Here is a 23,512-nt window from a genome sequence, read left to right as displayed (position 1 = left end):
ACCTTCTTAAAGTGGCAGCGTAAAACTAACTAGCAGCGTGAAACTAACAATAGCGGCAAGAATAACATAATGATAATAAGATTATTAATCTGCCTGTTACTGTGCCTGGGTTGGTCAGGCCAAAGTGCTGCAGCAAGCTTGCCTGATCCCCTGCAGGTAGCTATCAGCAGCGACAGCTTTCCTTATATGTTTGCTGATGATCACGGTGAGCCGTCAGGCCTGGTGGTAGATTACTGGCGCGAAGTAGGGCGTCAGCAAGGTGTCGCTGTGCGTTTTACCATGGCGGATTGGCCGCAAACTTTGCAGCTGTTGCAAAGCGGTGCGGTACATTTACACGGAGGCATCGCCTACACTGCAGAGCGGGCACAGCGCTATCAATTGGGTGATACCGGCATCTCAGTGCAAAGTAACATTTTTTTGCATCGTGATTTGCCCTCAGCCAGTAATCTGACGGAGCTTACCCCCTATGCTATCGGCGTAATAGATAAGTCCAGCCATGTTGATACCATTAAGCAATGGTTACCCAACGCCATCTTAAAGCCGTATCCGAATGTTAGCGCCATGTATGATGCTGCGCTGGCCGGGGAGCTCCGTGTGATGAGTGCGCTGGATCGCTTGCCGCCACGCTATACACGCTATGACGAGCTGATTGCCCAGTTTCCCTTGTATAAAAAAGTGCCACTGCGCAGTATCAGCCTGAACTATGCGATGAATAAAGACTCGGCTTTATCGCCAGCCCTGGTGCGGGCAACCGCCGCGGTGGAGGCCGCTTTTCTTGAGCGCCTGGAGCGGCGTTGGCTTGGCGTTGCTGCAGATGATGATACGCTGTTATTGGGTGTGCCTATTGATAACCAGCCTTATATGCATGTCTCACCACAGGGCGAGGCGCAAGGCTTATTTGTCGAGCTGTGGCGGCTGTGGTCAGAGGCAACCGGCGTTAAAATCGCTTTTGTGCCAGACACCTCTTTTAATAATTTGCAACAATTGGCCAAAGGCCGCATTGACGTGTTAATTGGTTTTCCCAGCAACCAGCAATTGCCGGCAGAAGTGACTACCGCATATCAGTTATATGGCTTTGACTCACATTTTTATGCTCTACAAAGCGCAGAGGAAGAACCGCTTAGCGCCGACAGTGCCGTGACCATAGGACTGTTTGAAAACGCACCTTATCTTGAAGAGTTGGCACAGCGCTATCCCAAGGCTCAGTTCGTACGTTTTCGTGCCCTTACCCAAATGATTGAGGCGGTAATGGCCGGTGAACTGGCCGGCTTTTACGGCGCCACGGCGATTATGGCGCAGCGTTTGCCTGCAATGAATTTACAGGATGTGTTCAAACTGCAGGCGGATAGCCGGATCAGTGCGCCACTGTACAGTTTAATCCGCAGCGGCCGGCTGCAGTTGGCTGAGCAAATCCGTCAGGGCTTTAATCAAATTCCACTGCAGCAACTGATTGAGGTCGAGAAAGTGTGGGTAACACAAGCCAGCCAGCGCTATTTTCCGCAGTTTTTGCAGCAAGTGCCGATTACGCTGACTGAACAGCAATGGCTGGAACAGGCTGGTACGCTCAAAGTGGGTATGCTGTCTAACTGGCCACCGATGGAATTTGTTAACGACGATGGTGAACCGGCTGGTGTGACTGTTGATATGTTTGACATCCTGAGCCGGCGTTTAAAGGCTCAGTTTGAAATTGTCACCTTTGCTGATTTTTCCGCTATGTTAGCTGCGCTTAAACAAAAAGACATTGATCTGGTGGCAAATGTGTCAGAGCGGCCGGAGCGGCATGCGTATGCGAAGTTCACCGATGAGTTTTGGTCGACACAATGGGCGGTTATCAGTGCCTATGACGGCACAACTGTAGTTAGCACCAGCCAGTTAAACGGCAAAACCGTTGCTGTTTACCAGGATTACCAATTGGCCCGCCATCTGAATGATACTTATCCCCAGATACAGGTGGTTCCGGTAAGCTCGTTACGCCGTGGTCTGCAGCTGCTGCAACAGCAGGATGTCGATTACGTTCTGGACTCAGTTGAGGCCGCCAGTGAGATGTTACGCCAGATGGGATACTTATCGTTGCGGGTACAGATATTAGACGATTTACCCTCCTATCCGTCACTCATTGCGGTGCGGGAGGATTATCAGCCGCTGGTTGTGATGCTGAACAAGGGCCTGCGCAGCATTGGTAAAGAAGAGCGGCAGCAGCTGTACCAAAAGTGGTTTAGTTTTCAGATAACCCAGGGCATCAACAAGGCACAGTTACGTACCTTAATGTGGCAAATTGGCGGCGCCGTCGCAGTATTATTAGTGTTCGTGGTGTTTTGGAACCTGTCACTGCGCCGTGAAGTGTCATTGCGCCGCCAGGCCGAGCAGAAAATGCGCTTTATGGCCACGCATGACGATTTAACCCGGCTACCTAACCGTACTCTGATAAAAGAGCGCATTGAACAGGCACTGCTGCAACATGCGCGGCATAACGAAATTCTGGCGCTGTTGTTTATTGATTTAGATGGCTTTAAAGAGGTAAATGATCGCTTTGGTCATGATGCCGGCGATGAGTTACTGATCAAGTTGGCGGACGTACTTAAAGATACTGTGCGAAAAAGTGACACAGTGGCCCGCTTTGGCGGCGATGAGTTTGTTATTTTACTTACCGGGCTGTTAAGCCGTGATGATGCCGCCATTGTTGCGCAAAAGATCCTGCACCAGCTAAGTCAGCCGGTCACCTTATCTGTCGGGCAAGTGCAGGTAGGGGCCAGCATTGGTATTGCTGTTTATCCGGAGGACGGTACCGACAGTGCCAAACTGCTGAAAGTGGCAGACAGTTTGATGTACCGTATTAAGCAGCAGGGTAAAAATCAGTATTGTTTTTCCCGGGCGGTGTTTTCGTAAGCGGGCAGTGACATTAAGCGTCAATTCTATATAATTAGCCGTCATTTTAATGCCGCTGATTAGCAAGGTAGAAGGAAGGTTTAATGCGTAGCCATTATTGCGGTTTGTTAACTGCACAACAGGTGGGACAACAGGTTTCGTTATGCGGCTGGGTTAACCGGCGCCGCGATCTGGGTGGGTTAATTTTTATCGATTTGCGTGACCGTGAAGGGTTAGTGCAGGTCGTCTGCGACCCCGATTTAAAAGACCTGTTTGATGTGGCCTACACGCTGCGTAACGAATTCTGTATTCAGGTAAAAGGCACAGTGCGGGCGCGGCCTGATTCACAAATTAACAAAGATATGGCCACCGGCGAAGTTGAAGTCTATGCCAGTGAGCTTATCATCCTAAACAAAGCGGCACCCTTGCCGCTGGACTCTAATCAGAACAACAGTGAAGAGCAGCGCCTGAAATACCGCTACCTGGACCTGCGCCGGCCTATGATGACTGAGCGGCTGAAGTTTCGCGCTAAAGTAACCAGTTTTGTGCGTAACTTTATGGATAGCCACGGCTTTATGGACGTGGAAACGCCGATTCTGACCAAAGCCACGCCCGAAGGCGCGCGTGATTACTTAGTGCCAAGCCGCACCCATAAGGGCCAGTTTTTTGCGCTGCCACAATCGCCGCAGCTGTTTAAGCAGCTGTTGATGATGTCAGGCTTAGACCGCTACTATCAAATTGTGAAATGCTTCCGTGACGAAGACTTACGTGCAGATCGCCAGCCAGAATTTACCCAAATCGATATTGAAACCTCGTTTATGACATCTGAGCAGGTCATTGAAGTGACTGAAAAGATGGTGCATCAGATGTTTAACGAGTTGCTTGGGGTAGACCTGGGCAGATTCCCGCGCATGCCGTACAGCGAAGCGATGCGGTTATACGGCTCAGACAAGCCGGACTTACGTAACCCAATGCAGTTTGTCGATATTGCCGATCTGGTAAAGGACGTTGAGTTTAAAGTGTTCGCTGGCCCGGCAAATGACAGCAAAGGCCGTGTGGTGGCGCTGAAAGTACCCGGCGGCGCAGAGAAAATCTCGCGTAAAGATATCGACGGCTACACCAGTTTTGTCGGTATATACGGTGCCAAAGGTCTGGCCTGGATGAAGGTTAATGACATTGCTGCAGGTGTCGATGGCGTACAATCGCCGGTAGCGAAGTTCTTAACGCCAGAAATTATTAATAGCATTATCAGCCGTACTGGCGCCGCCAATGGTGATTTAATTTTCTTTGCTGCCGATAGTTATAAAGTGGTGTGTGAGGCGATGGGCGCGCTGCGCTTAAAACTGGGCGAAGAGTTAGCCATTACCCAGCCTGGTTGGAAGCCGCTGTGGGTAGTTGATTTTCCGATGTTTGAAGAAAATGACGATGGCAGCTTCTCTGCGGTGCACCATCCGTTTACGTCACCTTTGGACACGGCTGCTTTTGTTAACACGCCTAACAACGAACTGCAGCTAGGCAGCCTGTTGTCTAACGCTTACGATATGGTGCTAAACGGCACTGAATTAGGCGGTGGCTCGGTGCGTATTCACACTGCTGAGGTGCAGGCTAAGGTATTTACCCTGCTGGGCATTAGCGATGAAGAAGCTGCCGAGAAATTCGGCTTTTTGTTAGAAGCGTTAAAATACGGTGCGCCGCCACATGCTGGCCTGGCTTTTGGCCTGGACCGTCTGGTGATGCTAATGACCGGCGCTACGTCAATTCGTGATGTAATGGCATTCCCTAAAACCGCCACTGCCGCTTGCCCGCTAACTGATGCGCCTGGGGCGGCTAACCCGGCGCAACTGGCTGAGCTTGGCATAGCTGTGGTGGCAAAACCACAATAAGTTGTTTTACCTGCAATACCGTGGCAGCCTGCAAGGCTGCCACAACTAAGGAGTAACTGATGGCCGGCCATAGTAAATGGGCGAACATGAAGCATCGCAAAGCCCGTCAGGATGCGAAAAAAAATAAAATCTTTACCAAAATTATCCGCGAGCTAACGGTAGCTGCCCGGTTAAACCCAGATATCAGTGCTAACCCCAGGTTACGGCTGGCGGTAGATAAAGCGCTATCAGAAAATATGACCCGCGATACCATCGACCGGGCAATTAAGCGCGGTGCCGGTGCCAGCGAGGGCGAAAACTACGACGAGTTAGTGTACGAAGGCTATGGCCCGGGGGGCGTAGCGGTGATCGTTGAAACCATGACCGACAACCACAAACGCACTGTGGCAGATGTGCGTCATGCCTTTACCAAAGCCGGCGGCAGCCTGGGTACGACAGGTTCTGTAGCGTATTTATTCAGTCGCCGTGGTGTGCTGCTGTTTGCCCCTGGTGTAGATGAAGATGCGTTAATGGATGCAGCGCTGGAGGCCGGTGCTGAAGATATTATGAATCACGATGATGGCAGCATTGAAGTGTTAACCGCCGCCGAGCAATACAACGATGTGAAAGACGCGCTGGCTGCCGCCGGCTTTAACGCTGATAACAGTGAAGTGACCTTAATACCGGCAAGCCGTTGTGAGGTCACAGCAGAGCATGCAGCTGCCTTTTTTAAATTGCTCGACCAGTTGGAAGACTCTGACGATGTGCAAAACGTCTATCACAATGCTGACATCAGTGACGAACTGATGGCCGAGCACGGCTAGGCGTGAATATTATCCTGGGCATCGATCCCGGTAGCCGGTTAACCGGTTATGGTGTGGTGCGCCAAAGCGGTATGAAGTTTGAGTACGTCGCCAGTGGTTGCATCCGGCTTAACAGTAGCGATCTGCTGCCAGAGCGGCTGTTGGATATCTTTAACGGCGTAACGGAAATTATCCGCCAAACCCAGCCTACCATTTTCGCTATTGAACAGGTGTTTATGGCACGCAATGCCGACTCCGCATTAAAGCTGGGGCAAGCCAGAGGCGCCGCTATTGTTGCCGCCAAACACGCCGGGCTGGAGGTATTTGAGTATTCTGCCCGTCAGGTGAAGCAATCTGTGGTTGGCACTGGCGCTGCTGATAAAGCCCAGGTGCAGCACATGGTGCGCACCTTACTGAAGCTGCCCGCCAACCCTCAGGCTGACGCCGCTGATGCGCTTGCAGTTGCTTTGTGTCATGGGCATACTCAGCAAAGTTTGGTTAGCCTGGCGGGGCAAGCCCGCAAAACCGTGCGTGGCCGCCTGCGCTAAGCGCGTCACCTTATATAAGCAGAGACTATGATTGGACGGTTACGTGGTATCTTGCTGGAAAAGCAAGCGCCTGATTTATTAATTGAAGTGGCTGGTGTCGGCTATGAAGTACAGTTGCCGCTGACCAGTTTTTATCAGCTGCCGGCTATCGGCGCCGAGGCGGTAATTTATACCCATTTTGTTGTGCGTGAAGATGCACAGCTACTATATGGTTTTGTTAATCAGACTGAGCGGGCGCTGTTTCGCCAACTGCTTAAAGCCAATGGTGTTGGGCCCAAACTGGCGCTCACTATCTTATCCGGCATGACGGCTTCACAGTTTGTTCGCTGTGTGCAGCTTGATGACCTTAGCGCCCTGGTGAAGCTGCCCGGCGTGGGTAAGAAAACTGCTGAGCGTTTAGTGGTGGAAATGCGCGACCGGTTAAAAGACTGGGGCATCGCGCCACACACTCCGGTTACTGACAGCCTGACACTGCAAGGTGACGAGGCGCTGTTTATCGGCACGCCCAGTGCAGAGCAGGATGCCGCCAGCGCCCTGGTATCGTTGGGTTATAGTCAGCAGCAGGCAGATAAAGCGGTAAAAGCAGTAAAACAAGCTGATATGAGCAGCGAGCAACTGATTAAAGCGGCGCTTAGGAGCATGATGTAACCATGATTGAAGCCGACAGGTTAATACAAACCACTGCGACACGCGAAGATGAAGTCATTGATCGGGCGATAAGGCCGAAAACCCTGGCGGATTACACCGGGCAGCAGCACGTTTGTCAGCAAATGGCCATCTTTATTGAAGCAGCTCGTGGCCGCGGCGACCCTTTGGATCACTTGCTGATTTTCGGCCCGCCGGGTTTGGGTAAAACCACATTGGCGATGATTGTTGCTAATGAAATGGGCGTCAATATTAAAACCACCTCAGGGCCGGTGCTGGAAAAAGCCGGCGATTTAGCCGCGCTGTTAACCAACCTTGAACCTAATGATGTACTGTTTATTGACGAAATTCACCGCCTAAGCCCGGTGGTAGAGGAAATTCTCTATCCGGCGATGGAAGATTATCAACTGGATATTATGATAGGCGAGGGGCCGGCAGCGCGCTCCATTAAACTCGATTTACCGCCGTTTACCCTGGTGGGCGCCACCACCCGTGCCGGTGCCTTAACCTCGCCATTGCGCGATCGTTTTGGCATAGTGCAGCGGCTGGAATTTTATAAAGTCTCAGAGTTAACCCAAATTATTCTGCGCTCGGCGCATTTTCTTCATTTAAACCTGGACGAAGCAGGTGCCGCCGAAATTGCCCGCCGCTCGCGCGGCACCCCACGCATTGCCAACCGCCTGCTGCGCCGGGTGCGCGACTATGCTCAGGTAAAGCATGATGGTACCGTAACACCGGACGTTGCCGCAGCAGCGCTGCAGATGGTTGACGTTGATGCCGAAGGTTTTGACTATATGGACCGCAAGCTGATCTTGGCCATTATTGAAAAATTCAGCGGCGGCCCGGTTGGGCTGGATAATCTGGCTGCGGCTATAGGTGAAGAGAAAGACACGATAGAAGATGTGATAGAGCCGTTTTTAATTCAGCAGGGCTTTATTCAGCGTACACCGCGTGGCCGCACAGCTTCGCCACGCGCCTATACCCACTTTGGTTTCGACCTACCCAAATCAGACTGAGCTGAATAAAAGTATCCACTAACTGGATGGTGCTGCAGCTAGGCGACAAATTAAAAAGCAAGACGAGCATAGCTGACTATGTGAGTTTTTCGGACTGGCGCACCAGCGTTTTAATGCAGGCAACAACGCTGTAGTGCCAGCCAGGACGTGGATAAAAAAAGCCCGCTCAAAGGAGCGGGCAATGCAACAAGTTGAAGGAGTGCTTCAAAAAATCCAGGGAACATGTTGAAACAGCAACAAAATTTGGTTTAAACACAAATCTCATTACCAAGTGATCCTTACTAAGACAGAGCAGCTCGGCTGCTGTATCTTTGCGCTAGCTCAGAACACCTGCGTATTATGTCGATTTGGAGTAATTACTTCAAACGAGAAAAACTGCAGCGCTACTATTAAAAAAACTAATGTGACTCAGGGTTAGGATCGGTTAATTCCTAAACAGCTTTGCTTTATTATCGCTTCAAGCCTCTTGTTCATGCAGGGTTAAGATAGAAGCCGCATCATAGCCGCATTACTTTTTGTCACAATTTATGTCGTGGGCCAGCCAGATCGAACTTACAGGGCGTTTAACTTAGCTAAAGTAAAAATTAACGAAATACTTGAACTAATTGCAGAAAAAATGTCCAACAATGCAAATTTAAAAAATCAAGTAGGCGATGCAGAAAAATATAGTTGTGTTTAGCTTGCATCGACGATTGAGTTAGTGCGCGTGCTTACTTATCATATGCAGCAATTAAAGCGATCAGCCATGTCAGAAACTGTCTTTTCATTCCCCGTGCGCGTGTACTATGAAGATACCGATGCCGGAGGAATAGTTTACTATGCCAATTATTTAAAATTTTTTGAGCGAGCGCGCACCGAATGGTTGCGCGCCCTGGGTATTGAGCAGGATTTATTATTGTCAAAAAATGTCGCCTTTGTTGTTACCCAGGTTTTAATGGATAACAAAAAGCCGGCTAAATTTAATGAATTATTGACGGTTTCCAGTCAAATCAGTACCTTAAAGCAAGCGAGCATAGTTTTTATACAAAAAATTCATAACGTTGCCGGCGATCTGGTTTGCTCGGCAACCATTAAGGTTGCCTGCGTTGCACCGCAGGAGATGAAGGCCAGGGCCATTCCGGCCGACATTACAGAGGTATTATCAGGTGGCAGGTGAGATTTCTATTTTAGGGTTGTTAATTGAAGCCAGTTTCGTGGTGCAGCTGGTGATGCTGATCTTAGTGGCGATGTCAGTGATGTCATGGACCATGATTTTTCGCCGTCGTAAGGCGCTAAGCGATGCGGTGGTAGATGCGAAGAAGTTTGAAGACAGGTTTTGGTCTGGTGTTGATTTAGCCAAGCTTTATAACGAAGTGAGTGCCCGTGCCAGCAACAATGGCTTAGAGGCGTTATTTAAAGCAGGCTTTAAAGAGTTTGCCCGTTTGCATAAAACCAACAGCCGCCAGCCGGCCGCTGTAATGGAAGGCACCCAACGCGCCATGCGCGTAGGTCTGTCGCGTGAGGTAGAGCGTTTAGAGATGCACTTGCCATTTTTGGCGACAGTGGGCTCGATAAGTCCTTACATTGGTCTGTTTGGTACAGTGTGGGGCATTATGAATTCGTTTATCGCACTTGGCGCGGTAGAGCAGGCCACGCTTGCAATGGTAGCGCCTGGCATAGCTGAAGCCTTAATTGCAACGGCGATCGGTTTATTTGCCGCGATTCCGGCGGTGATTGCTTACAACAAGTTTTCGCATCAGGTGGAAGTACTGGAAAGCAGTTATGCCAACTTTGTTGAAGAGTTCGCCAATATATTGCACCGCCAGGCCGTTGCCAATAACGGAGATGCTGCCTGATGTATGTTAGAAAAAAGCGTCGGTTAAAGGCTGAAATTAACGTTGTGCCTTATATTGACGTGATGTTGGTACTGTTGGTGATTTTTATGGTAACTACGCCGCTGATTACGCAAGGCGTAAAGGTAGAGCTGCCTAAATCTGCTGCAGAGCCAATTAAACAAATGCAGGACGGTAAAACGCCGCTGGTGGCGACCGTTGATCAGGATGGTCTGTACTATTTTGAAAAAGACGGCAAGCAGCAGGGGCCCTTTACTGCCGCCGAGCTTACTGTCGAAGTGGCCAGTTGGCTGAAAATAGAGCCCGGTACCCAGGTGATTGTAAAAGGCGATCGTAAAGTCAGTTACGACGCCGTGATCAGGCTTATTAATGTGTTAAAAGGCGCGGGTGCGCCTGCTGTAGGCCTGATGACAGATAACGTGGACGCGGGTTGAGATGGCGATGCAGATAGAACCGGCATTAGCAAAGTCGTTGGGCTTGCATGTTGGCATTATTATCATGCTGGTGTTTAGTGCTGATTTTTCCAGTAAGCCTGAGATGGTATCGGTCAGCTTGCACAGTGAAGGGACAGCGCCGGTTGAAGCGGTAGCGATAGATGAGCAACAGCTCAATCAGCGCGTAGCGCAGATGCAGCAAGAGCGTGATGCCGCTAAAGCCGCAGAAGAAAAACGTATTCGTGATTTAGAACGTCGTGCTGAGCAGGCTGAAAAAAGCCGCGCCGCCGAAGAAGCCCGATTAAAGCGGGTAGCCGAAGAGAAGCGCAAAGCGGATGCTGAAGCGGCTAAAGCTAAGGCGGCGGCTGCTGAAGCGAAAAAGCGCCAGCAGCAGGAAGCCGCTAAGGCAAAAGAAGCTGAGCAGGCGCGGCTGGTAAAAGAGCAAGAACGCAAGAAAGCGGAAGAGGCAGCCAAGGCTGCTGAACAAAAACGCAAAGCGGAACAGGAAGCTGCAGAGAAAGCGGCTGCTGAGCGGGCACGTCAGGCAGAAGAGGCGCGTCAGCGTGCCGAGCAAGAGCGCGCCATGCAAGAGCAGCTGGCCAAAGAAGCGCAAGCCCGTGCAGCAGCACGCTCAAGGCAGGCCGCTACTGAGGTGCAGCGCTACACGGCGCTGATACGTGATGCCATCCAGCGTAATTTGTTGGTGGATGAAAGCATGCGTGGTAAGTCGTGCCGGATCAATATCCGGTTGGCCAGTAATGGTTTTGTGACAAATGTTGGCGTGTTAAGCGGTGACAAAACGGTGTGTGATGCCACAGTCAGGGCCGTAAATCGGGCCGGAACCTTGCCAGTGTCGGCAGATCCGGATGTGTATAACCAGTTAAAAGATATTAACTTAACGGTAAGCCCAGAACTTTAATTATGCTGAAATTTATCCGAACGACAGTTTTGTTTTTTGCGGTGCTGCTAACGGCTAAAGCCAATGCGTCACTGGAGATTGTTATCACCGAAGGTATTGACTCGGCGCGGCCGGTAGCCATTTTACCCTTTACCTTTAAAGGCGCCACCTTGCCTAGCCAGCGGTTAGACGAAGTGATCGCGGCCGATTTAATGCGCAGTGGTAAATTTAGTCCGCTGGCTAGCATTAAGTTTCCACAGCGGCCGCCAAGCGCAGCGCAAATTGATTATGCCGCCTGGTCACGCGAAGGGGTAGAAGCTATTGTTATTGGCCAGGTAACCGAAGTGGGTATCGATCGTTACACGGTAAGTTTCGAGTTGATTGACGTGCTAAAAGGCAGTAATGCTGCCAGCCGGCAATCACTGAATGCCGGTCGCTTAACCACCGGTGGCCATATTCTTGATAGCCGCGAAACGACAATTAGCGGCAGTCAGTTCCGCCAGTACGGCCATCGCATCAGCGATATCGTTTACGAAAAACTGACCGGCGAGCGTGGTGCTTTTTTAACAAAAATTGCTTATGTGTTGGTTAATCGTCAACTGGAGTTTCCTTACCAGTTAGTGGTTGCTGATTATGATGGCTTTAACGAACAGATTTTATTGCGCTCAAAAGAGCCGCTGATGTCGCCAAGCTGGTCACCAGATGGCACCAAGCTGGCATATGTCACCTTTGAGAAGCGTCAGTCACAAATTTATATTCAGGACATTTACAGTGGCCGTCGCACTATGCTTAGCAGCACGCCGGGCATTAATGGTGCGCCTGTGTGGTCCCCCGATGGCCGCAGGCTAGCTATGGTGCTGTCAAAAGACGGTAACACAGAAATATACATCATGGAGGTGGCCACCAAGGCACTGACACGGGTAACGAATCACCGGGCAATTGATACAGAGCCTGCGTGGTCGCCAGATGGTAAGGAGCTGTTATTTACTTCTGAGCGAGGTGGAAATCCACAACTTTATAGCGTAAATTTGTTAACGGGTACAACCAGACGTTTAACCTTTGAAGGTGAAATGAATTTGGCTGGATCTTATACACCAGATGGTAATTCGGTGGTGATGGTAAATCGCACCCGTGGCCAGTATCACATTGCAAAAATGGATCGTCAGACCCGGTTTTTGCAGGTACTGACCAAAACCAATCTGGATGAATCACCGAGCGTGGCTCCCAATGGTTCTATGATTATTTATAGTACCATGCACGGCAATGCTCAGGTGTTAGCACTGGTTTCTATGGATGGGCGTTTTAAAGCACGACTGCCGGCGGTGGAAGGACAAGTTAAATCGCCGGCCTGGTCGCCTTTTTTATAAAAAAGCAAGATCGTAATTACATTTAAATACTAAGGACAACATCATGAAATTAAATAAAGTGTTAAAAGGTTTGTTCGTGGCATTACCAGTGCTGACTCTGGCTGCTTGTAGCTCAACTTCTTCTACTGACCAGTCTGGTGCAGACACTTCAGGTGTGCAAGAGACTGTGCAGGTAGAAACGGTAGAGCAGGTTGTTAGCCCGGCAGAGCAGATGCGTCAGAAGCTGGAAGCGCTGCGTCAGGAAAACACCATTTACTTCGATTTCGACAAAGCCACTGTACGCCCAGAGTTCGTAGAGACTCTGCAAGCTCACGGTGCTTTCTTATCAGCTAACCCTTCAGTTCGCGTGACAATTGAAGGCCACACTGACGAGCGCGGCACACCAGAGTACAACATCGCCCTGGGCGAGCGTCGTGCAATGTCTGTGGTACAGTACCTGCAAAACCTGGGCGTTTCTGCCGGCCAAATCTCTACTGTTAGCTACGGTGAAGAGAAGCCAGCTGACACCTCACGTACTGAAGCAGGCTTTGCTAAAAACCGTCGCGCAGTGTTAGTCTATTAATCCAGACTACTCACTTAATTGATGCGAATGACAGTTAAATATACTCTGCTTGCCGCAATAACACTGGCTCACACCAGTGTTATTGCTAATCCGGCGCCGGTTACTGATATTACCCGTAACCGGCCGGTTAACAATTCCGGCCAAATTCAGATGGGCGGCTCTATTGAGCAGCGTCTCACTGCGCTTGAACGTATAGTCGAAGCCCGCTCTGAAGCACAGTTGCGCATGACTACACAGCTACAGCAATTGCTTGATGAGGTGAGTGAGCTGCGTGGCGTGACAGAAACCCACTCTTACCAGTTAGAAGAAATCCTGCAGCGTCAGCGCGACCTGTATCAGGAAATAGACCGTCGTGTCAGTGCTATACAAACACCGACAAACAGCGCCAGTACCGCAGCGCCCGTAACTAATAACGAGCCTGCTGCTGCCGTATACTCGTCAGACGCCTCTGAAAACGATGCCTATGACAGAGCGGTCAATATGGTGCTGAAAGATCGGCGCTATGATGCCGCTATCCCCGAATTTGAGAGTTTTATCCGTACCTATCCCAACTCTGGTTATGCGCCCAATGCGCATTACTGGTTAGGGCAGTTGTTATTTAATAACAATGAATTAGCTAAAGCAAAAACCCATTTTGAACGTGTGGTGAATAATTTTCCGCAATCTAATAAAGTGGCTGATGCGCTGTTAAAACTTGGCCAGGTAGCCGAGCGTGAAAATAACAAAGACGCCGCACTGCGGTATTACCGTCAGGTAGTCGAAAAGCATGCTACTGCCACTTCGGCAAAGTTAGCACAAGATCGCATAACCGCATTACAGTAAATCAGCCCGGCGTTAGCCGGGTTTTTTCTGCGTGCCGTTTGCTGCTAACGCTGGCATTTTGACCAATCAGGCAGGAACCTTGCGCTTTTTAACACTTTTTGGTTGCACAAAAGCCGTAAATCAGTAAGATATGCGTCCGCAGTGTGGGTCATTAGCTCAGCTGGTAGAGCAGCGGACTTTTAATCCGTTGGTCGATGGTTCGAATCCATCATGACCCACCACTTTATCTCGTTTTTCCTGTTTGGGTCATTAGCTCAGCTGGTAGAGCAGCGGACTTTTAATCCGTTGGTCGATGGTTCGAATCCATCATGACCCACCAACAACACGACATCATTACCTTTAAACTTGCACGGCTGCAGCCGGGCCAGGCTGTATTTTGCCCCTGCTCGGCGGTATAATATTGGCCCTTTACAGCCAGCGGGTAAGCGCTATGGAACAGACGTTGTATTTCACAGAGCAAGACTTTGCTTTTCCAAAAAAGCCGGTGCCGTTAAGCAGCGATGAAAAGCAGGCTTACAAAGCGCGGATCAAAACCCTGCTGCAGCAAAAAGATGCGGTGTTGGTTGCACATTATTACACCGATCCGGAAATTCAGGCGCTGGCCGAAGAAACCGGTGGCTGTGTTTCAGACTCGTTAGAAATGGCCCGTTTTGGTAACGAGCACCCGGCGAAAACGCTGATTGTGGCCGGTGTTAAATTTATGGGCGAGACGGCTAAAATTTTAACGCCGAACAAAACCGTCTTAATGCCTACGCTGGACGCCACCTGCTCGTTGGATTTAGGCTGCCCGGCTGAGCCGTTCTCAGCATTTTGTGACGCGCACCCAGACCGGGTAGTAGTGGTTTATGCCAACACCTCTGCTGCGGTAAAAGCCCGCGCTGACTGGGTGGTTACTTCGTCCATCGCCTTAGATGTGGTGGATTATCTGGATAGCCTGGGCAAAAAGATTATCTGGGGGCCGGATAAGCATTTAGGCGCTTATGTGCAAAAGCAAACCGGTGCCGATATGCTGCTGTGGAACGCTGCCTGTATCGTACACGATGAGTTTAAAGCTAAAGCGCTAATCGAGCTGAAAAAGCAGTACCCAGACGCTGCGGTACTGGTGCACCCGGAATCACCCGATAGCGTAGTGCAATTGGCCGATGCGGTAGGCTCAACCAGCCAGCTGATTAAAGCCAGCCAGACGCTGCCTAACGAGATGTTTATCGTAGCCACCGATAAAGGCATCTTTTATAAAATGCAGCAGCAGATGCCGCATAAGACCTTTATAGAAGCCCCAACCGGCGGTAATGGTGCTACCTGCCGTAGCTGTGCCCATTGCCCCTGGATGGCGATGAATGGTTTAAAGGCGATAGAAGCAGCCTTAACCGATACCAGCGGCCATGAAATTTTTGTTGACGCCATGCTGCGGGAAAAAGCCTTAATCCCGCTTAACCGTATGCTGGGCTTTGCCGCTGATATGAAAAAGCAGGTAAAAGGCAACGCTTAAGCTCGTTATTGATAAAACTGGATAAAAATCCGTCAGTAGCGGGCGAGGTGCACAGATAACAGTTGCGCCTGCTGCGGAATTTCCCTAGTATAGCCGCGCTTGCAACGCAAGTTCCGGAGAGATGGCTGAGTGGCTGAAGGCGCACGCCTGGAAAGTGTGTTTAGGTTAACCCCTAACGAGGGTTCGAATCCCTCTCTCTCCGCCAGATTAAAACAAAAGGCCCACGCCACAAGCGTGGGTCTTTTGTTTTAACGCGGTGTAGCCGTGCGAGTAGTTTGAGAAATTGCGCAGGGTAGTTTGAGAACAAGGCAGAGTTTATCTGTCTACGTTTTTAGCTAATCCGCAGTGCCATGCCGCACTGCGCAAATATGGCCATGTCTTTTGCAAACCAGGGCTGGGCAAATTTACAATCAGTCACCGCCCGGGTATATAGCTGCTGTAAATTAACACCCCTAAAATTTCGTGACATTTTTGTATTTATCAGGTTATCTTTCATGCACTTATTTAATGCTTACGTTAGCACCGTAATTTTTTGCATTCGGGAGTAACTACGATGAAATTGATCATAGCGGGCTTAGTGCTGGTGTTGGCGGGCTGCGCCTCAGAGCAACAACTGGCTGAGTTTGAACACGGCATGCCCAACGAAATTGACTGCCCTGGTGGTGTAGAACACAGCTACGATACCACTATTTTTAGTTCAGAGGAGCCGCAAAGCGTTGGTAAAACGAAGGTAAATACCAAGTGCCGGCAAATTGATATGAGATCTGATATCGAAAAACAGCAGAGCAAAAGATAACCTGACTGATGTAGCTCAGTGCATCAGTCATCCTGATAACAAAGGCCCATGCCAAAAGCATGGGCCTTTTTCATTTATGCCCCACTGTTGTAGTTTCGGCTTGCATTTTGTCGTACATGTACTAAATTGATATCAAAATAATATCATTATGGGGTGGTGAAATGTTGCAAGAACGGATTATTAACAGTAAAAGCGGTTTCGCGATGATTGGGGTTTTGCTGCTACTGCAGTTAGCCGCACTCGCTGGTGTGGTGGTGTTGCCTGGATTTATAAAAGCACTGGCGCTGCTGTTGGCAGTAGTAGTGTTTATTTGTTGGTTCGGTTTTTACATGGTGCACCCCAATCAGTCGGCGGTGTTGCAGTTATTCGGCCGTTACGTCGGTACAGATTTGACCAATGGCTTACGCTGGGCTAACCCCCTTTACAGCAAGCAAAAGGTCTCACTAAGAGTGCGTAACTTTGAAAGCAGCAAAATGAAGGTTAATGACAATGCCGGTAACCCGGTGGAAATAGCGGCCGTAGTGGTATGGAAGGTGGTCGACAGTGCGGAGGCAGTGTTTGAGGTCGATAACTACGAAAACTTCGTTAATATTCAAAGTGAGTCTGCTATTCGTCACTTGGCTTCGAGTTATGCTTACGATGCCGGTAACGATGAAGCAATCAGCCTGCGCAGCAGTACGGATGAAGTGACAGAGCTGTTAAAGCAGGAAATTCAGGCGCGGCTGAACAAAGCCGGTGTACAGGTACTGGAAGCGCGCATTAGTCATTTGGCCTACGCGCCGGAAATTGCCAGTGCTATGCTGCAGCGTCAGCAGGCCGCTGCCATTGTTGCTGCCCGCCAGCAAATTGTTGAAGGTGCTGTCGGTATGGTAGAAACGGCATTACAGCGTTTATCTGAGCGTAATGTGGTGGAGCTGGACGATGAGCGTAAAGCGGCGATGGTGAGTAATTTACTGGTGGTGTTGTGTGGTGACCACCATGTGCAGCCTGTGGTTAATGCCGGCACGCTATATTAACGGGAGTTGTCGTGGCGAAAAAAGCCTTTGCCTTACGCCTGGATGAAGCCATGCTCAGCGCGCTGCAGCGCTGGGCAGATGATGAATTTCGCAGTATTAATGGCCAAATTGAGTACCTGCTGCATGACGCGCTGAAAAAAAATGGCCGTGTAGCACTAAAATCAGTGCAGGTGGACGCTACGCCACCGGCCGTTAAAGATGCTGGCGAGAAAGACAGTTAGTTGTTTTTCTTCTGTAAAATAATCGTTTCATGCTGACCGAGCTGGCGCTATAATCGCGCCGCCAATGGATAGCTGTCAGTATGGAGATGAAATTAATGCAGTTGCGCCCCGCGATAAAATTACTTAGTAAAAGCCTGGTAGGAGCCTTAGCCGCCTTGCTGGTGTTGATTTTTGTGCTAAGCCGCTCAGTGTTTTATGCTGAACCTGGTTATGTGTACCATGTGCGCACTATCCTGGGTGCTGAGCATGTGGTTAGTGATGTCGGTTATCAGTTTTTCTTTTTTGGCCGCTGGAATGCATGGAAGCGCTCGCTAACCGTGCAGGCGGTAACTGGTGGTTCAGACATTATGGATTACGCTGAAGTAGAAAATTCAGAAGACAGTGCCGCCTTGCCACCACAGAACATTATGTTTTTAGATCAGGTAGATGCTAATGCACAAGCCACAGTAAGGTTTTTAATTCCTACTGATGAAGTGGCCTTTACCCGTTTAGCCCATGAATACCGTACGCCAGAAAACCTGCTGCGCACTGCCCTTATTCCGGCGTTTAAAGAAACGCTACAGGCCAATGCGTCTTTGATGGGAGCAGAAGAGTATTATTCCGGTGGCCGTACTGAGTTTAACAACGAATTTGAAAACCAGATGACCAATGGCATCTATGTGGTGCGGCGGGAAGAACAAAATCTGGCGCAGTTACGCCGGCAAAAAGGTACTGCCAATGTGGCGCTGGGTACTGAGCAGGAAGATTTTGGCGATGAAACCCGCGTTAGCTTTGTGGTAAACAAAGTGCGTGATAGCGAAGGCCAGCCACTGCGTAAACGGCAGAAGTTCGTCGATTACGGTATTACCGTCGTCGATGCCCGTATCACGCAAATGAACCCGAACCAGCGCTTTGTTGAGCGCATGCAGTTAAAGCAGAAAGCCTCGGCCGACAGAGCCATAGCCCGCGAGCAACGTATTCAGGAGGAGGAGCAGCGCTTACTGGCGATTTCGCGTGGTGAGCGTGAAGTGGCCGAACGTCAGGCTAAAGCTAAGGTAGAGCAAATTCAGGCTACTACGGAAGCCGATACCCAGAAACAATTGGCGATAACTGAAGCGGAAAAACTGCAGGCACAAGCCAATATCCAGCGCGAAACGGCAAAAATTAACCTGGAAAAAGCCGAAATTGAAGCACAAACACTGCGCACACTGGCAGAAGCTGAGGCGTACCAGAAGAAGGTGATCCTGCAAGCTGATAACGCCTTAGCACAAAAGCTGGATGCCGAAATTCAAATTCAGCGTATCTGGGCTGAGTCTTTTGCCAAACGTGCGGTACCGCAGTATGTGTTTGGCGCTAATGGCAATACGCCAACCGGCAGTGACAGCGAAGCGCGCATGTTTATGCAGATGTTGACCATGGACGCGGCCAAACGCTTAAGCTACGACCGCGACCTGAAGAAATAGCCCTATCTCCATAGTGCTAATGCAACAACCAGGACACCAGCGGCAGCGTTAATAAACCGCTGAGGATACCCAAACCGATAATGCCGCTAACCAGGCGGGGGGCCAGCCCCGCCATTATCGCAATAGCGCCGGCAGAGATCATCGGTGGCATCGCTGCCTGGAAAATACTGATATTCACCGCCACACCGCTGTAACCCAGGCTAAACCATAACAGCGCCGCCAATGCAGGCATCATTACCAGCTTAATGCCCAGCGCACTTAGCAGCGGCGAAATTTCGGCTCTACTGAATTTTATTGTTAACGCAAAGCCAACAGCTACCATCACTACCGGCACTAAGGTGGCAGCTAAGTTATCAATCAGCTGGGTTGCCAGTGGCGGATACTCTGTGCCGCGCAGCAATAAACCCAGTGCCAGTGCAATAAAAGACGGAAAGGTGACAATTTTTAACGTGATGCCTTTCAACGTAGGCTTGGCCGCCGTGGGGCTGTAGAGCGCCGCTACGATAGTGACATAGGTTGCCAGCGCAATAAAAGAGCCGACCTGATCGTACACCACCGCATACGGCATAGCAGCGCTGCCAAATAAGGCTTCAGTCATCGGAAAGCCTAAAAACGAGGTGTTACCCAGTGGCAGCACAATCAGCAAAGCGCCGGTGACCTCGCGTGACCAGTGCAGTAACTTACTTAGCAGCAGCACAGTAGCAACTACTGCCAGCAACAAAAACCACGGTGTAATAGCGGGGATCAACAGTTCTGCCGAGAACTGCAGCTGCGGCACATTCTTTAAAATTAACGCGGGTAGTGCCACATATAACACATACATATTCAGCGCTATGCCACTGTTTTCCGGCATGGTCGGTAAGCGGCGCAACAATACGCCTATTAGCAAATAGGCTAATACCAGTAGAAAGTTATCCATTTATCTCACTTTGCTGATAAGCGGCAATCAATGCCCGTTTAGCCGCCCGCGGCAGCTGTTTTAGTTGATATTCGGCTTTGGCGGCAGCACTTTTGTCAGCCAGGGGTTGCTGGTACACCAGCTGCAGCGGCCCCTTGCCGCGCAGTGCCTTGGCGCCACCGGCCAACTGGCCACTGTGTTGGCGTAAACGTCGCGCGGGGTCGGTACTGATACCGGTATAAAGCACACCGGCTGCAGTTTGCACCATATACAAATACCAGTTGCTCACCGCGCTAACTCCGGCGCCGGCTGATCTGCTATACTGCGCCGGTTATTTGGCAGGCTTTGGCAAAACAGGAATTTTAATGTCATTTCAATCTCTCGCGCTGGCGGCGCCTATATTACGTGTGCTGCAAGAGCAAGGTTACGATGCACCCACACCAGTGCAACGGCAAAGTATCCCGGTTATTTTAGCCGGCAAAGATGTGTTAGCCGGCGCACAAACCGGTACCGGTAAAACCGCTGCATTTACTTTACCGCTGCTGCAGCAGATGCTCAATGCGCCTAAGGTCGTAGCGCCAAACCAGGTGCGGGTGCTTGTACTTACGCCAACACGGGAACTGGCGCAGCAAGTGTATGACAATGTGCGCAAGTATAGCCAGTACCTTGAGTGCCGTTCAGCGGTGTTTTACGGCGGCGTATCGATACGGCCGCAATACGATGACGCAGAGCAGGGGCTGGACATCTTAGTGGCCACACCGGGCAGGTTAATTGACCACCTGCACCAGAAAACCGTCGATCTATCTGCGTTGGAAGTACTGGTGCTGGATGAAGCCGACCGCATGCTGGACATGGGTTTTATTGTTGATATAAAACGCATTATGGCCAAGTTGCCGGCAAAACGGCAAACCTTACTGTTCTCGGCGACCTATTCCAATGAGATTAAACAGCTGGCCGATGAGCTGCTTAACAGCCCGCAACTGATTGAAGTGGCAGCGACGAATGCCACTGCCGAGCGGGTAGAGCAGCAGGCCTATCTGGTCGACCGCCACCGTAAGCGCGAGCTGCTATCGCATGTGATAGGCCGTAACAACTGGCCACAGGTGCTGGTGTTCGTCCGCACTAAGCACGGCGCAGATCGGCTGGCCAAGCAACTGGCAAAAGACGGTTTAAAAAGCGCGGCCATTCATGGCGATAAAAGCCAGGGCGCCCGCACCAAAGCCCTGGCCGATTTTAAGGCTGGTAGTGTACGCATTTTAGTGGCTACTGACATTGCTGCCCGCGGCCTGGATATAAACGAGTTGCCTTATGTGGTGAATTACGACTTGCCGCAGGTACCGGAAGACTATGTGCACCGTATCGGCCGCACCGGCCGCGCTGGTAACAGCGGTGTGGCGTTAACGCTGATCACACCGGACGAAATTAAAGCGCTGCAGGAGATTGAGCGGCTGATCCAGCAGGTGATTACCGCTCAGGTATTGCCGGGTTATGAGCACGACCCGACTTACATTACGCCAGAGCAAGCGCAAGCCAGGCACGGCGATGTGCCGAAAAAGCCAATGAAAAAGGGCAATTTAAAAGCCAAATTACGCGCTAAGGCTTTAGGTAAAGCCTGACATTGATGTAAAGCAGACGTACAAGTCTGCTTTTTTGTTGCCAAGCCAGTCTCTGTGTGGACATTGAGTAAATATAAGTCTATATTGATAGTCAAATGAATTGGCCGTGAGGTGGTTATGCAGGCAGTACAGCTTGATAGACAAAGCCAGCGCAATGTGGCGGCAACCGGGCTGAAAACGGTGTTAGCTATTTTAGATAAATGGCAATGCTCACCTGAGCAAATCCAGCGTATTTTGCAAATCTCCAAAGCAGCCTATTACAAGTACCGTAACGACCCTTATTGTGCCAACCTGACGCAAGACCAGATTGAGCGTATCAGCTACCTGCTGAATATTCACAGCAGCCTGCGGCTGTTATTCGATAACCCGCAAAACCTGTACGGCTTTATGGCACTGCCCAACCACAACCCGTATTTTAACGGCAAAAGCCCACTGGATATTATTAGCAGTGGCCAGTTTGCCGCACTGTACGAAACCTTTAAACATATCGACGCACTGCGTGGTGGCTTGTGGTAACAGGGGCCAGTTTAACGCCACAGGCTTTACCCCAGGTTAAACTGCAACAGCAGCGCAGTTACCGGCTGATCAATTCAAAATATCCGCCGGTATCGGTATTTGATGATGTGGCTGACGCTGATGAGTTCGATGCTTTATTTGCGCTGCAGGCACTGACTAACCCCAGGTTGCAGGCACAGGCCGGTAATTTAAGTCTATTGCCACGCAGTGAGATCCCGTTTGGTATTGCCGGTTGCTCTTATGCGGTCGCGCCTTTCACCCATGTTAACCCGGCTGGCAGCCGCTTTTCTGATGGTCGCTTTGGTGTGCTGTATCTGGCTGACACTGTGCAAACGGCGCTACGCGAAGTGGCTTATCATCAGGGGCAATATTGGGCAAAGGTACCGGGATTGGCCTATGAGCGCTTTGTGTTTAAGGCGTTAAGTTGTCAGTTTAGCGATGTTAGCCTGACAGATTTAACCAGTTTGCCGTTACAACATGCGGTTTATCATCCGCAAGATTACAGCGCGGCGCGTGCGCTGGGTATAAGTTTACGTGAACAGGGCAGTACCGGGCTGCAGTATCATTCAGTGCGTAACACGGATGCTTTGTGTTGGGGCTTGTTCAGTCCCAAGTATGTCACGCAGATGCTGCAGAGCGGGCATTATGAAATGATCTGGCAAAACGGCGGTATCAGTGCGATTAACCAGCTTGTCAGCTGTAGCGACTAAAGCCGCTAACTAACTGCGATACAGCGTTTTAATCAGGTGAAAGCCAAACTGGGTTTTCACCGGGCCCTGCACTTCCAGAACAGGGCCTTTAAACACGACATCGTCAAAGGCCTTTACCATCTGGCCTTTGCGAAACTCGCCTAAATCGCCGCCTTTTTTACCGGACGGGCACAGTGAATGCTGCTTGGCCAGTTTGCCAAAGTCCGCACCTTTGGCCAGCTGCTGTTTTAGCTTTTCGGCTTCTTCGCGGGTTTTTACCAGTATATGTAAGGCGCAGGCTTTCATTATTTATCTCTCAAACTTCATATTAGCTAGTTTACCCGATCAGGAGTAAGCAGCAATCTCGATGTTAATTTATTTATGTCGGTAACTATTTACCGCTGAAATTCTGAATTGAAGTTTTTAAAGCTCTGAAAATTATAGAGTAAAACTCATATGCGCTGTTTTGTTATAAATGATTTGTTACATTTGGATACGTAAAAATGTTTTTAAACTGTTAGAGTTGTTCTCAGTAAGGACAACTGAGGATAAAATTATGACGCGCAAAATTATTGCAATGGCAGCTACTGTTATATGTGTTTTAGGTGGCTTTACTGCTTCTGCATCAAGTGTTGCACAGGACAACCCAACGGTGAAAGAAGTGAAGCTTCGGGCTGAGTTTTATCAAAACGAGCTTGATTTATTGTTGGACAAGGCAAGACGTGGCAATTTTGCTGATTTTTATCAGGATGTCGTTAAGTTTGCGCACTACGGGGAGAAATATCCGCAATATCTGCTCGGTGTGATGTTGCTAAAAGGCGATGGTGTACAGCAGGACATTGGTCAGGGCTTGGTGTGGATCCGCCTTGCACTGGAACAAAAAAACACCGAATGGCAAAAAGTGTATGACAGTATCACGGCAAAGTTAACTAAAGAGCAGTTGGACGCTTTAGAGCCAATGTATGAGACTTACAAAGCCAGATTTGGTGTCCAAGCTCAGAAAATGAGTTGTAACAATGAAAAGATGGAAGCATCTAATATTCGCATTCATCAATGCCGTAAAACACTGGTGTTAAAAGAGTTCTACTCTGTTTACGAATATAACTGACAAAGAAAAAACCCGCTGTGAAGCGCAATACTGTTCACTTAAGCGGTGACGCTTTGTGGTTAACCGG

25 protein-coding genes and 3 tRNA genes are annotated in these 23,512 nt (G+C 49.9%); 25 read left to right on the top strand and 3 right to left on the bottom strand.

The genetic code is table 11. The annotated features are described in order from the left end of the window. The first annotated feature begins 69 nt into the window (after window positions 1–69). The 21 genes from RNAN_RS11030 to RNAN_RS10930 all read left to right on the top strand — a co-directional run bounded on the left by RNAN_RS11030 (window position 70) and on the right by RNAN_RS10930 (window position 18,618). On the top strand, window positions 70–2,886 hold the full coding sequence (locus RNAN_RS11030; protein ID WP_008221763.1) for a transporter substrate-binding domain-containing protein: 2,817 nt from the start codon (window positions 70–72) through the stop codon (window positions 2,884–2,886). An 83-nt stretch (window positions 2,887–2,969) separates the two neighbouring features. After that, window positions 2,970–4,748 carry an aspartate--tRNA ligase gene (gene aspS / locus RNAN_RS11025; RefSeq protein WP_008221761.1) on the top strand — a complete coding sequence of 593 codons (1,779 nt, stop codon included), beginning with the start codon at window positions 2,970–2,972 and terminating at the stop codon, window positions 4,746–4,748. 59 nt (window positions 4,749–4,807) lie between these two features. Beyond that, window positions 4,808–5,551, top strand: a complete 744-nt coding sequence (locus RNAN_RS11020; RefSeq protein WP_008221759.1) for a YebC/PmpR family DNA-binding transcriptional regulator — start codon at window positions 4,808–4,810, stop codon at window positions 5,549–5,551. Between the two features lie 2 nt (window positions 5,552–5,553). Beyond that, window positions 5,554–6,078, top strand: a complete 525-nt coding sequence (gene ruvC, locus RNAN_RS11015; protein WP_008221755.1) for a crossover junction endodeoxyribonuclease RuvC — start codon at window positions 5,554–5,556, stop codon at window positions 6,076–6,078. 27 nt (window positions 6,079–6,105) lie between these two features. Continuing rightward, window positions 6,106–6,726 (top strand): Holliday junction branch migration protein RuvA, encoded by a 621-nt coding sequence (gene ruvA, locus RNAN_RS11010; protein WP_008221754.1) that lies wholly within the window; start codon window positions 6,106–6,108, stop codon window positions 6,724–6,726. A gap of 2 nt (window positions 6,727–6,728) precedes the next feature. Beyond that, window positions 6,729–7,739, top strand: coding sequence for a Holliday junction branch migration DNA helicase RuvB (gene ruvB / locus RNAN_RS11005; RefSeq protein ID WP_008221753.1), 1,011 nt, complete (start codon window positions 6,729–6,731; stop codon window positions 7,737–7,739). A gap of 745 nt (window positions 7,740–8,484) precedes the next feature. Beyond that, window positions 8,485–8,895: a tol-pal system-associated acyl-CoA thioesterase gene (ybgC, locus tag RNAN_RS11000; RefSeq protein ID WP_040552033.1), complete on the top strand. Its 411-nt coding sequence runs from the start codon at window positions 8,485–8,487 to the stop codon at window positions 8,893–8,895. Further along, window positions 8,885–9,574, top strand: a complete 690-nt coding sequence (gene tolQ, locus RNAN_RS10995; protein ID WP_008221750.1) for a protein TolQ — start codon at window positions 8,885–8,887, stop codon at window positions 9,572–9,574. Before ybgC ends, tolQ begins: the two co-directional genes overlap by 11 nt. Continuing rightward, the gene (tolR, locus tag RNAN_RS10990; protein WP_008221749.1) at window positions 9,574–10,005 is read left to right on the top strand and encodes a protein TolR; all 432 of its coding nucleotides are present in this window, start codon (window positions 9,574–9,576) and stop codon (window positions 10,003–10,005) included. The genes tolQ and tolR overlap by 1 nt, the downstream gene beginning before the upstream one ends. Window position 10,006: 1 nt before the next feature. Then, the gene (tolA, locus tag RNAN_RS10985) at window positions 10,007–10,924 is read left to right on the top strand and encodes a cell envelope integrity protein TolA (protein ID WP_008221748.1); all 918 of its coding nucleotides are present in this window, start codon (window positions 10,007–10,009) and stop codon (window positions 10,922–10,924) included. Window positions 10,925–10,926: 2 nt separating this feature from the next. Beyond that, a complete protein-coding gene (gene tolB, locus RNAN_RS10980; RefSeq protein WP_008221747.1) occupies window positions 10,927–12,270 on the top strand; it encodes a Tol-Pal system beta propeller repeat protein TolB in 1,344 nt (447 codons plus the stop codon). A gap of 43 nt (window positions 12,271–12,313) precedes the next feature. Next, window positions 12,314–12,832 carry a peptidoglycan-associated lipoprotein Pal gene (gene pal, locus RNAN_RS10975; RefSeq protein ID WP_008221746.1) on the top strand — a complete coding sequence of 173 codons (519 nt, stop codon included), beginning with the start codon at window positions 12,314–12,316 and terminating at the stop codon, window positions 12,830–12,832. A gap of 27 nt (window positions 12,833–12,859) precedes the next feature. Beyond that, entirely contained in the window at window positions 12,860–13,654 is a 795-nt protein-coding gene (ybgF, locus tag RNAN_RS10970; RefSeq protein ID WP_008221743.1) for a tol-pal system protein YbgF, read from the top strand. A 145-nt stretch (window positions 13,655–13,799) separates the two neighbouring features. After that, window positions 13,800–13,875, top strand: a tRNA-Lys gene (locus tag RNAN_RS10965). 22 nt (window positions 13,876–13,897) lie between these two features. Beyond that, window positions 13,898–13,973: transfer RNA gene (locus tag RNAN_RS10960), tRNA-Lys, on the top strand. Window positions 13,974–14,084: 111 nt separating this feature from the next. Then, entirely contained in the window at window positions 14,085–15,143 is a 1,059-nt protein-coding gene (nadA, locus tag RNAN_RS10955) for a quinolinate synthase NadA (RefSeq protein ID WP_008221741.1), read from the top strand. Window positions 15,144–15,258: 115 nt separating this feature from the next. After that, window positions 15,259–15,348 (top strand) — tRNA-Ser (locus RNAN_RS10950). Window positions 15,349–15,696: 348 nt separating this feature from the next. Continuing rightward, complete coding sequence (locus RNAN_RS10945) at window positions 15,697–15,939, top strand: hypothetical protein (protein ID WP_008221738.1); 243 nt, start codon at window positions 15,697–15,699, stop codon at window positions 15,937–15,939. 161 nt (window positions 15,940–16,100) lie between these two features. Further along, window positions 16,101–16,955 (top strand): SPFH domain-containing protein, encoded by an 855-nt coding sequence (locus tag RNAN_RS10940; protein ID WP_008221735.1) that lies wholly within the window; start codon window positions 16,101–16,103, stop codon window positions 16,953–16,955. A gap of 11 nt (window positions 16,956–16,966) precedes the next feature. Next, entirely contained in the window at window positions 16,967–17,176 is a 210-nt protein-coding gene (locus tag RNAN_RS10935; protein ID WP_008221733.1) for a type II toxin-antitoxin system antitoxin, read from the top strand. 95 nt (window positions 17,177–17,271) lie between these two features. Beyond that, window positions 17,272–18,618, top strand: coding sequence for an SPFH domain-containing protein (locus RNAN_RS10930; protein ID WP_202802294.1), 1,347 nt, complete (start codon window positions 17,272–17,274; stop codon window positions 18,616–18,618). A 16-nt stretch (window positions 18,619–18,634) separates the two neighbouring features. Here RNAN_RS10930 and RNAN_RS10925 read toward each other — a convergent pair whose 3' ends face one another. Together RNAN_RS10925 and RNAN_RS10920 are read right to left on the bottom strand one after the other, a co-directional pair. Next, complete coding sequence (locus RNAN_RS10925; protein WP_008221730.1) at window positions 18,635–19,537, bottom strand: AEC family transporter; 903 nt, start codon at window positions 19,535–19,537, stop codon at window positions 18,635–18,637. After that, window positions 19,530–19,805 carry a GIY-YIG nuclease family protein gene (locus RNAN_RS10920; RefSeq protein WP_008221728.1) on the bottom strand — a complete coding sequence of 92 codons (276 nt, stop codon included), beginning with the start codon at window positions 19,803–19,805 and terminating at the stop codon, window positions 19,530–19,532. The genes RNAN_RS10925 and RNAN_RS10920 overlap by 8 nt, the downstream gene beginning before the upstream one ends. 76 nt (window positions 19,806–19,881) lie before the next feature. Here RNAN_RS10920 and RNAN_RS10915 point away from each other — a divergent pair, with 76 nt between their 5' ends. From RNAN_RS10915 to RNAN_RS10905, 3 genes are all read left to right on the top strand, one after another. Further along, window positions 19,882–21,132 (top strand): DEAD/DEAH box helicase, encoded by a 1,251-nt coding sequence (locus RNAN_RS10915; protein ID WP_040552032.1) that lies wholly within the window; start codon window positions 19,882–19,884, stop codon window positions 21,130–21,132. 117 nt (window positions 21,133–21,249) lie between these two features. Next, entirely contained in the window at window positions 21,250–21,648 is a 399-nt protein-coding gene (locus RNAN_RS10910; protein ID WP_008221723.1) for an antitoxin Xre-like helix-turn-helix domain-containing protein, read from the top strand. Continuing rightward, the gene (locus RNAN_RS10905; protein WP_008221721.1) at window positions 21,642–22,358 is read left to right on the top strand and encodes an RES family NAD+ phosphorylase; all 717 of its coding nucleotides are present in this window, start codon (window positions 21,642–21,644) and stop codon (window positions 22,356–22,358) included. The genes RNAN_RS10910 and RNAN_RS10905 overlap by 7 nt, the downstream gene beginning before the upstream one ends. A gap of 9 nt (window positions 22,359–22,367) precedes the next feature. On the opposite strand, the gene ppiC is transcribed toward RNAN_RS10905, so the two are convergent. Continuing rightward, window positions 22,368–22,643, bottom strand: a complete 276-nt coding sequence (gene ppiC / locus RNAN_RS10900; protein WP_008221719.1) for a peptidylprolyl isomerase PpiC — start codon at window positions 22,641–22,643, stop codon at window positions 22,368–22,370. Between the two features lie 250 nt (window positions 22,644–22,893). Here ppiC and RNAN_RS10895 point away from each other — a divergent pair, with 250 nt between their 5' ends. Continuing rightward, window positions 22,894–23,445, top strand: a complete 552-nt coding sequence (locus RNAN_RS10895) for a sel1 repeat family protein (protein WP_008221718.1) — start codon at window positions 22,894–22,896, stop codon at window positions 23,443–23,445. The last annotated feature ends 67 nt before the right edge of the window (window positions 23,446–23,512 follow it).

The sequence above is a fragment of the Rheinheimera nanhaiensis E407-8 genome (assembly GCF_000296695.1).
In the GTDB taxonomy this organism is placed as follows: domain Bacteria; phylum Pseudomonadota; class Gammaproteobacteria; order Enterobacterales; family Alteromonadaceae; genus Alishewanella; species Alishewanella nanhaiensis.
The sequence above is the reverse complement of the archived record's forward strand: the minus strand, read 5'-3'. Positions and strand labels throughout refer to the sequence as shown.

What these genes read in the sequence shown, in the direction of transcription:
- ruvB (WP_008221753.1), top strand. Translation starts at nt 6,729, where the DNA reads ATGATTGAAGCCGACAGGTTAATACAAACCACTGCGACACGCGAAGAT.
- nadA (WP_008221741.1), top strand. Translation starts at nt 14,085, where the DNA reads ATGGAACAGACGTTGTATTTCACAGAGCAAGACTTTGCTTTTCCAAAA.
- tolA (WP_008221748.1), top strand. Translation starts at nt 10,007, where the DNA reads ATGGCGATGCAGATAGAACCGGCATTAGCAAAGTCGTTGGGCTTGCAT.
- RNAN_RS10940 (WP_008221735.1), top strand. Translation starts at nt 16,101, where the DNA reads ATGTTGCAAGAACGGATTATTAACAGTAAAAGCGGTTTCGCGATGATT.
- RNAN_RS10930 (WP_202802294.1), top strand. Translation starts at nt 17,272, where the DNA reads ATGCAGTTGCGCCCCGCGATAAAATTACTTAGTAAAAGCCTGGTAGGA.
- RNAN_RS10895 (WP_008221718.1), top strand. Translation starts at nt 22,894, where the DNA reads ATGACGCGCAAAATTATTGCAATGGCAGCTACTGTTATATGTGTTTTA.
- RNAN_RS11020 (WP_008221759.1), top strand. Translation starts at nt 4,808, where the DNA reads ATGGCCGGCCATAGTAAATGGGCGAACATGAAGCATCGCAAAGCCCGT.
- ybgC (WP_040552033.1), top strand. Translation starts at nt 8,485, where the DNA reads ATGTCAGAAACTGTCTTTTCATTCCCCGTGCGCGTGTACTATGAAGAT.
- RNAN_RS10925 (WP_008221730.1), bottom strand. Translation starts at nt 19,537, where the DNA reads ATGGATAACTTTCTACTGGTATTAGCCTATTTGCTAATAGGCGTATTG.
- pal (WP_008221746.1), top strand. Translation starts at nt 12,314, where the DNA reads ATGAAATTAAATAAAGTGTTAAAAGGTTTGTTCGTGGCATTACCAGTG.
- RNAN_RS10915 (WP_040552032.1), top strand. Translation starts at nt 19,882, where the DNA reads ATGTCATTTCAATCTCTCGCGCTGGCGGCGCCTATATTACGTGTGCTG.
- aspS (WP_008221761.1), top strand. Translation starts at nt 2,970, where the DNA reads ATGCGTAGCCATTATTGCGGTTTGTTAACTGCACAACAGGTGGGACAA.
- ppiC (WP_008221719.1), bottom strand. Translation starts at nt 22,643, where the DNA reads ATGAAAGCCTGCGCCTTACATATACTGGTAAAAACCCGCGAAGAAGCC.
- ybgF (WP_008221743.1), top strand. Translation starts at nt 12,860, where the DNA reads ATGACAGTTAAATATACTCTGCTTGCCGCAATAACACTGGCTCACACC.
- RNAN_RS10910 (WP_008221723.1), top strand. Translation starts at nt 21,250, where the DNA reads ATGCAGGCAGTACAGCTTGATAGACAAAGCCAGCGCAATGTGGCGGCA.
- ruvA (WP_008221754.1), top strand. Translation starts at nt 6,106, where the DNA reads ATGATTGGACGGTTACGTGGTATCTTGCTGGAAAAGCAAGCGCCTGAT.
- RNAN_RS11030 (WP_008221763.1), top strand. Translation starts at nt 70, where the DNA reads ATGATAATAAGATTATTAATCTGCCTGTTACTGTGCCTGGGTTGGTCA.
- tolB (WP_008221747.1), top strand. Translation starts at nt 10,927, where the DNA reads ATGCTGAAATTTATCCGAACGACAGTTTTGTTTTTTGCGGTGCTGCTA.
- RNAN_RS10945 (WP_008221738.1), top strand. Translation starts at nt 15,697, where the DNA reads ATGAAATTGATCATAGCGGGCTTAGTGCTGGTGTTGGCGGGCTGCGCC.
- tolR (WP_008221749.1), top strand. Translation starts at nt 9,574, where the DNA reads ATGTATGTTAGAAAAAAGCGTCGGTTAAAGGCTGAAATTAACGTTGTG.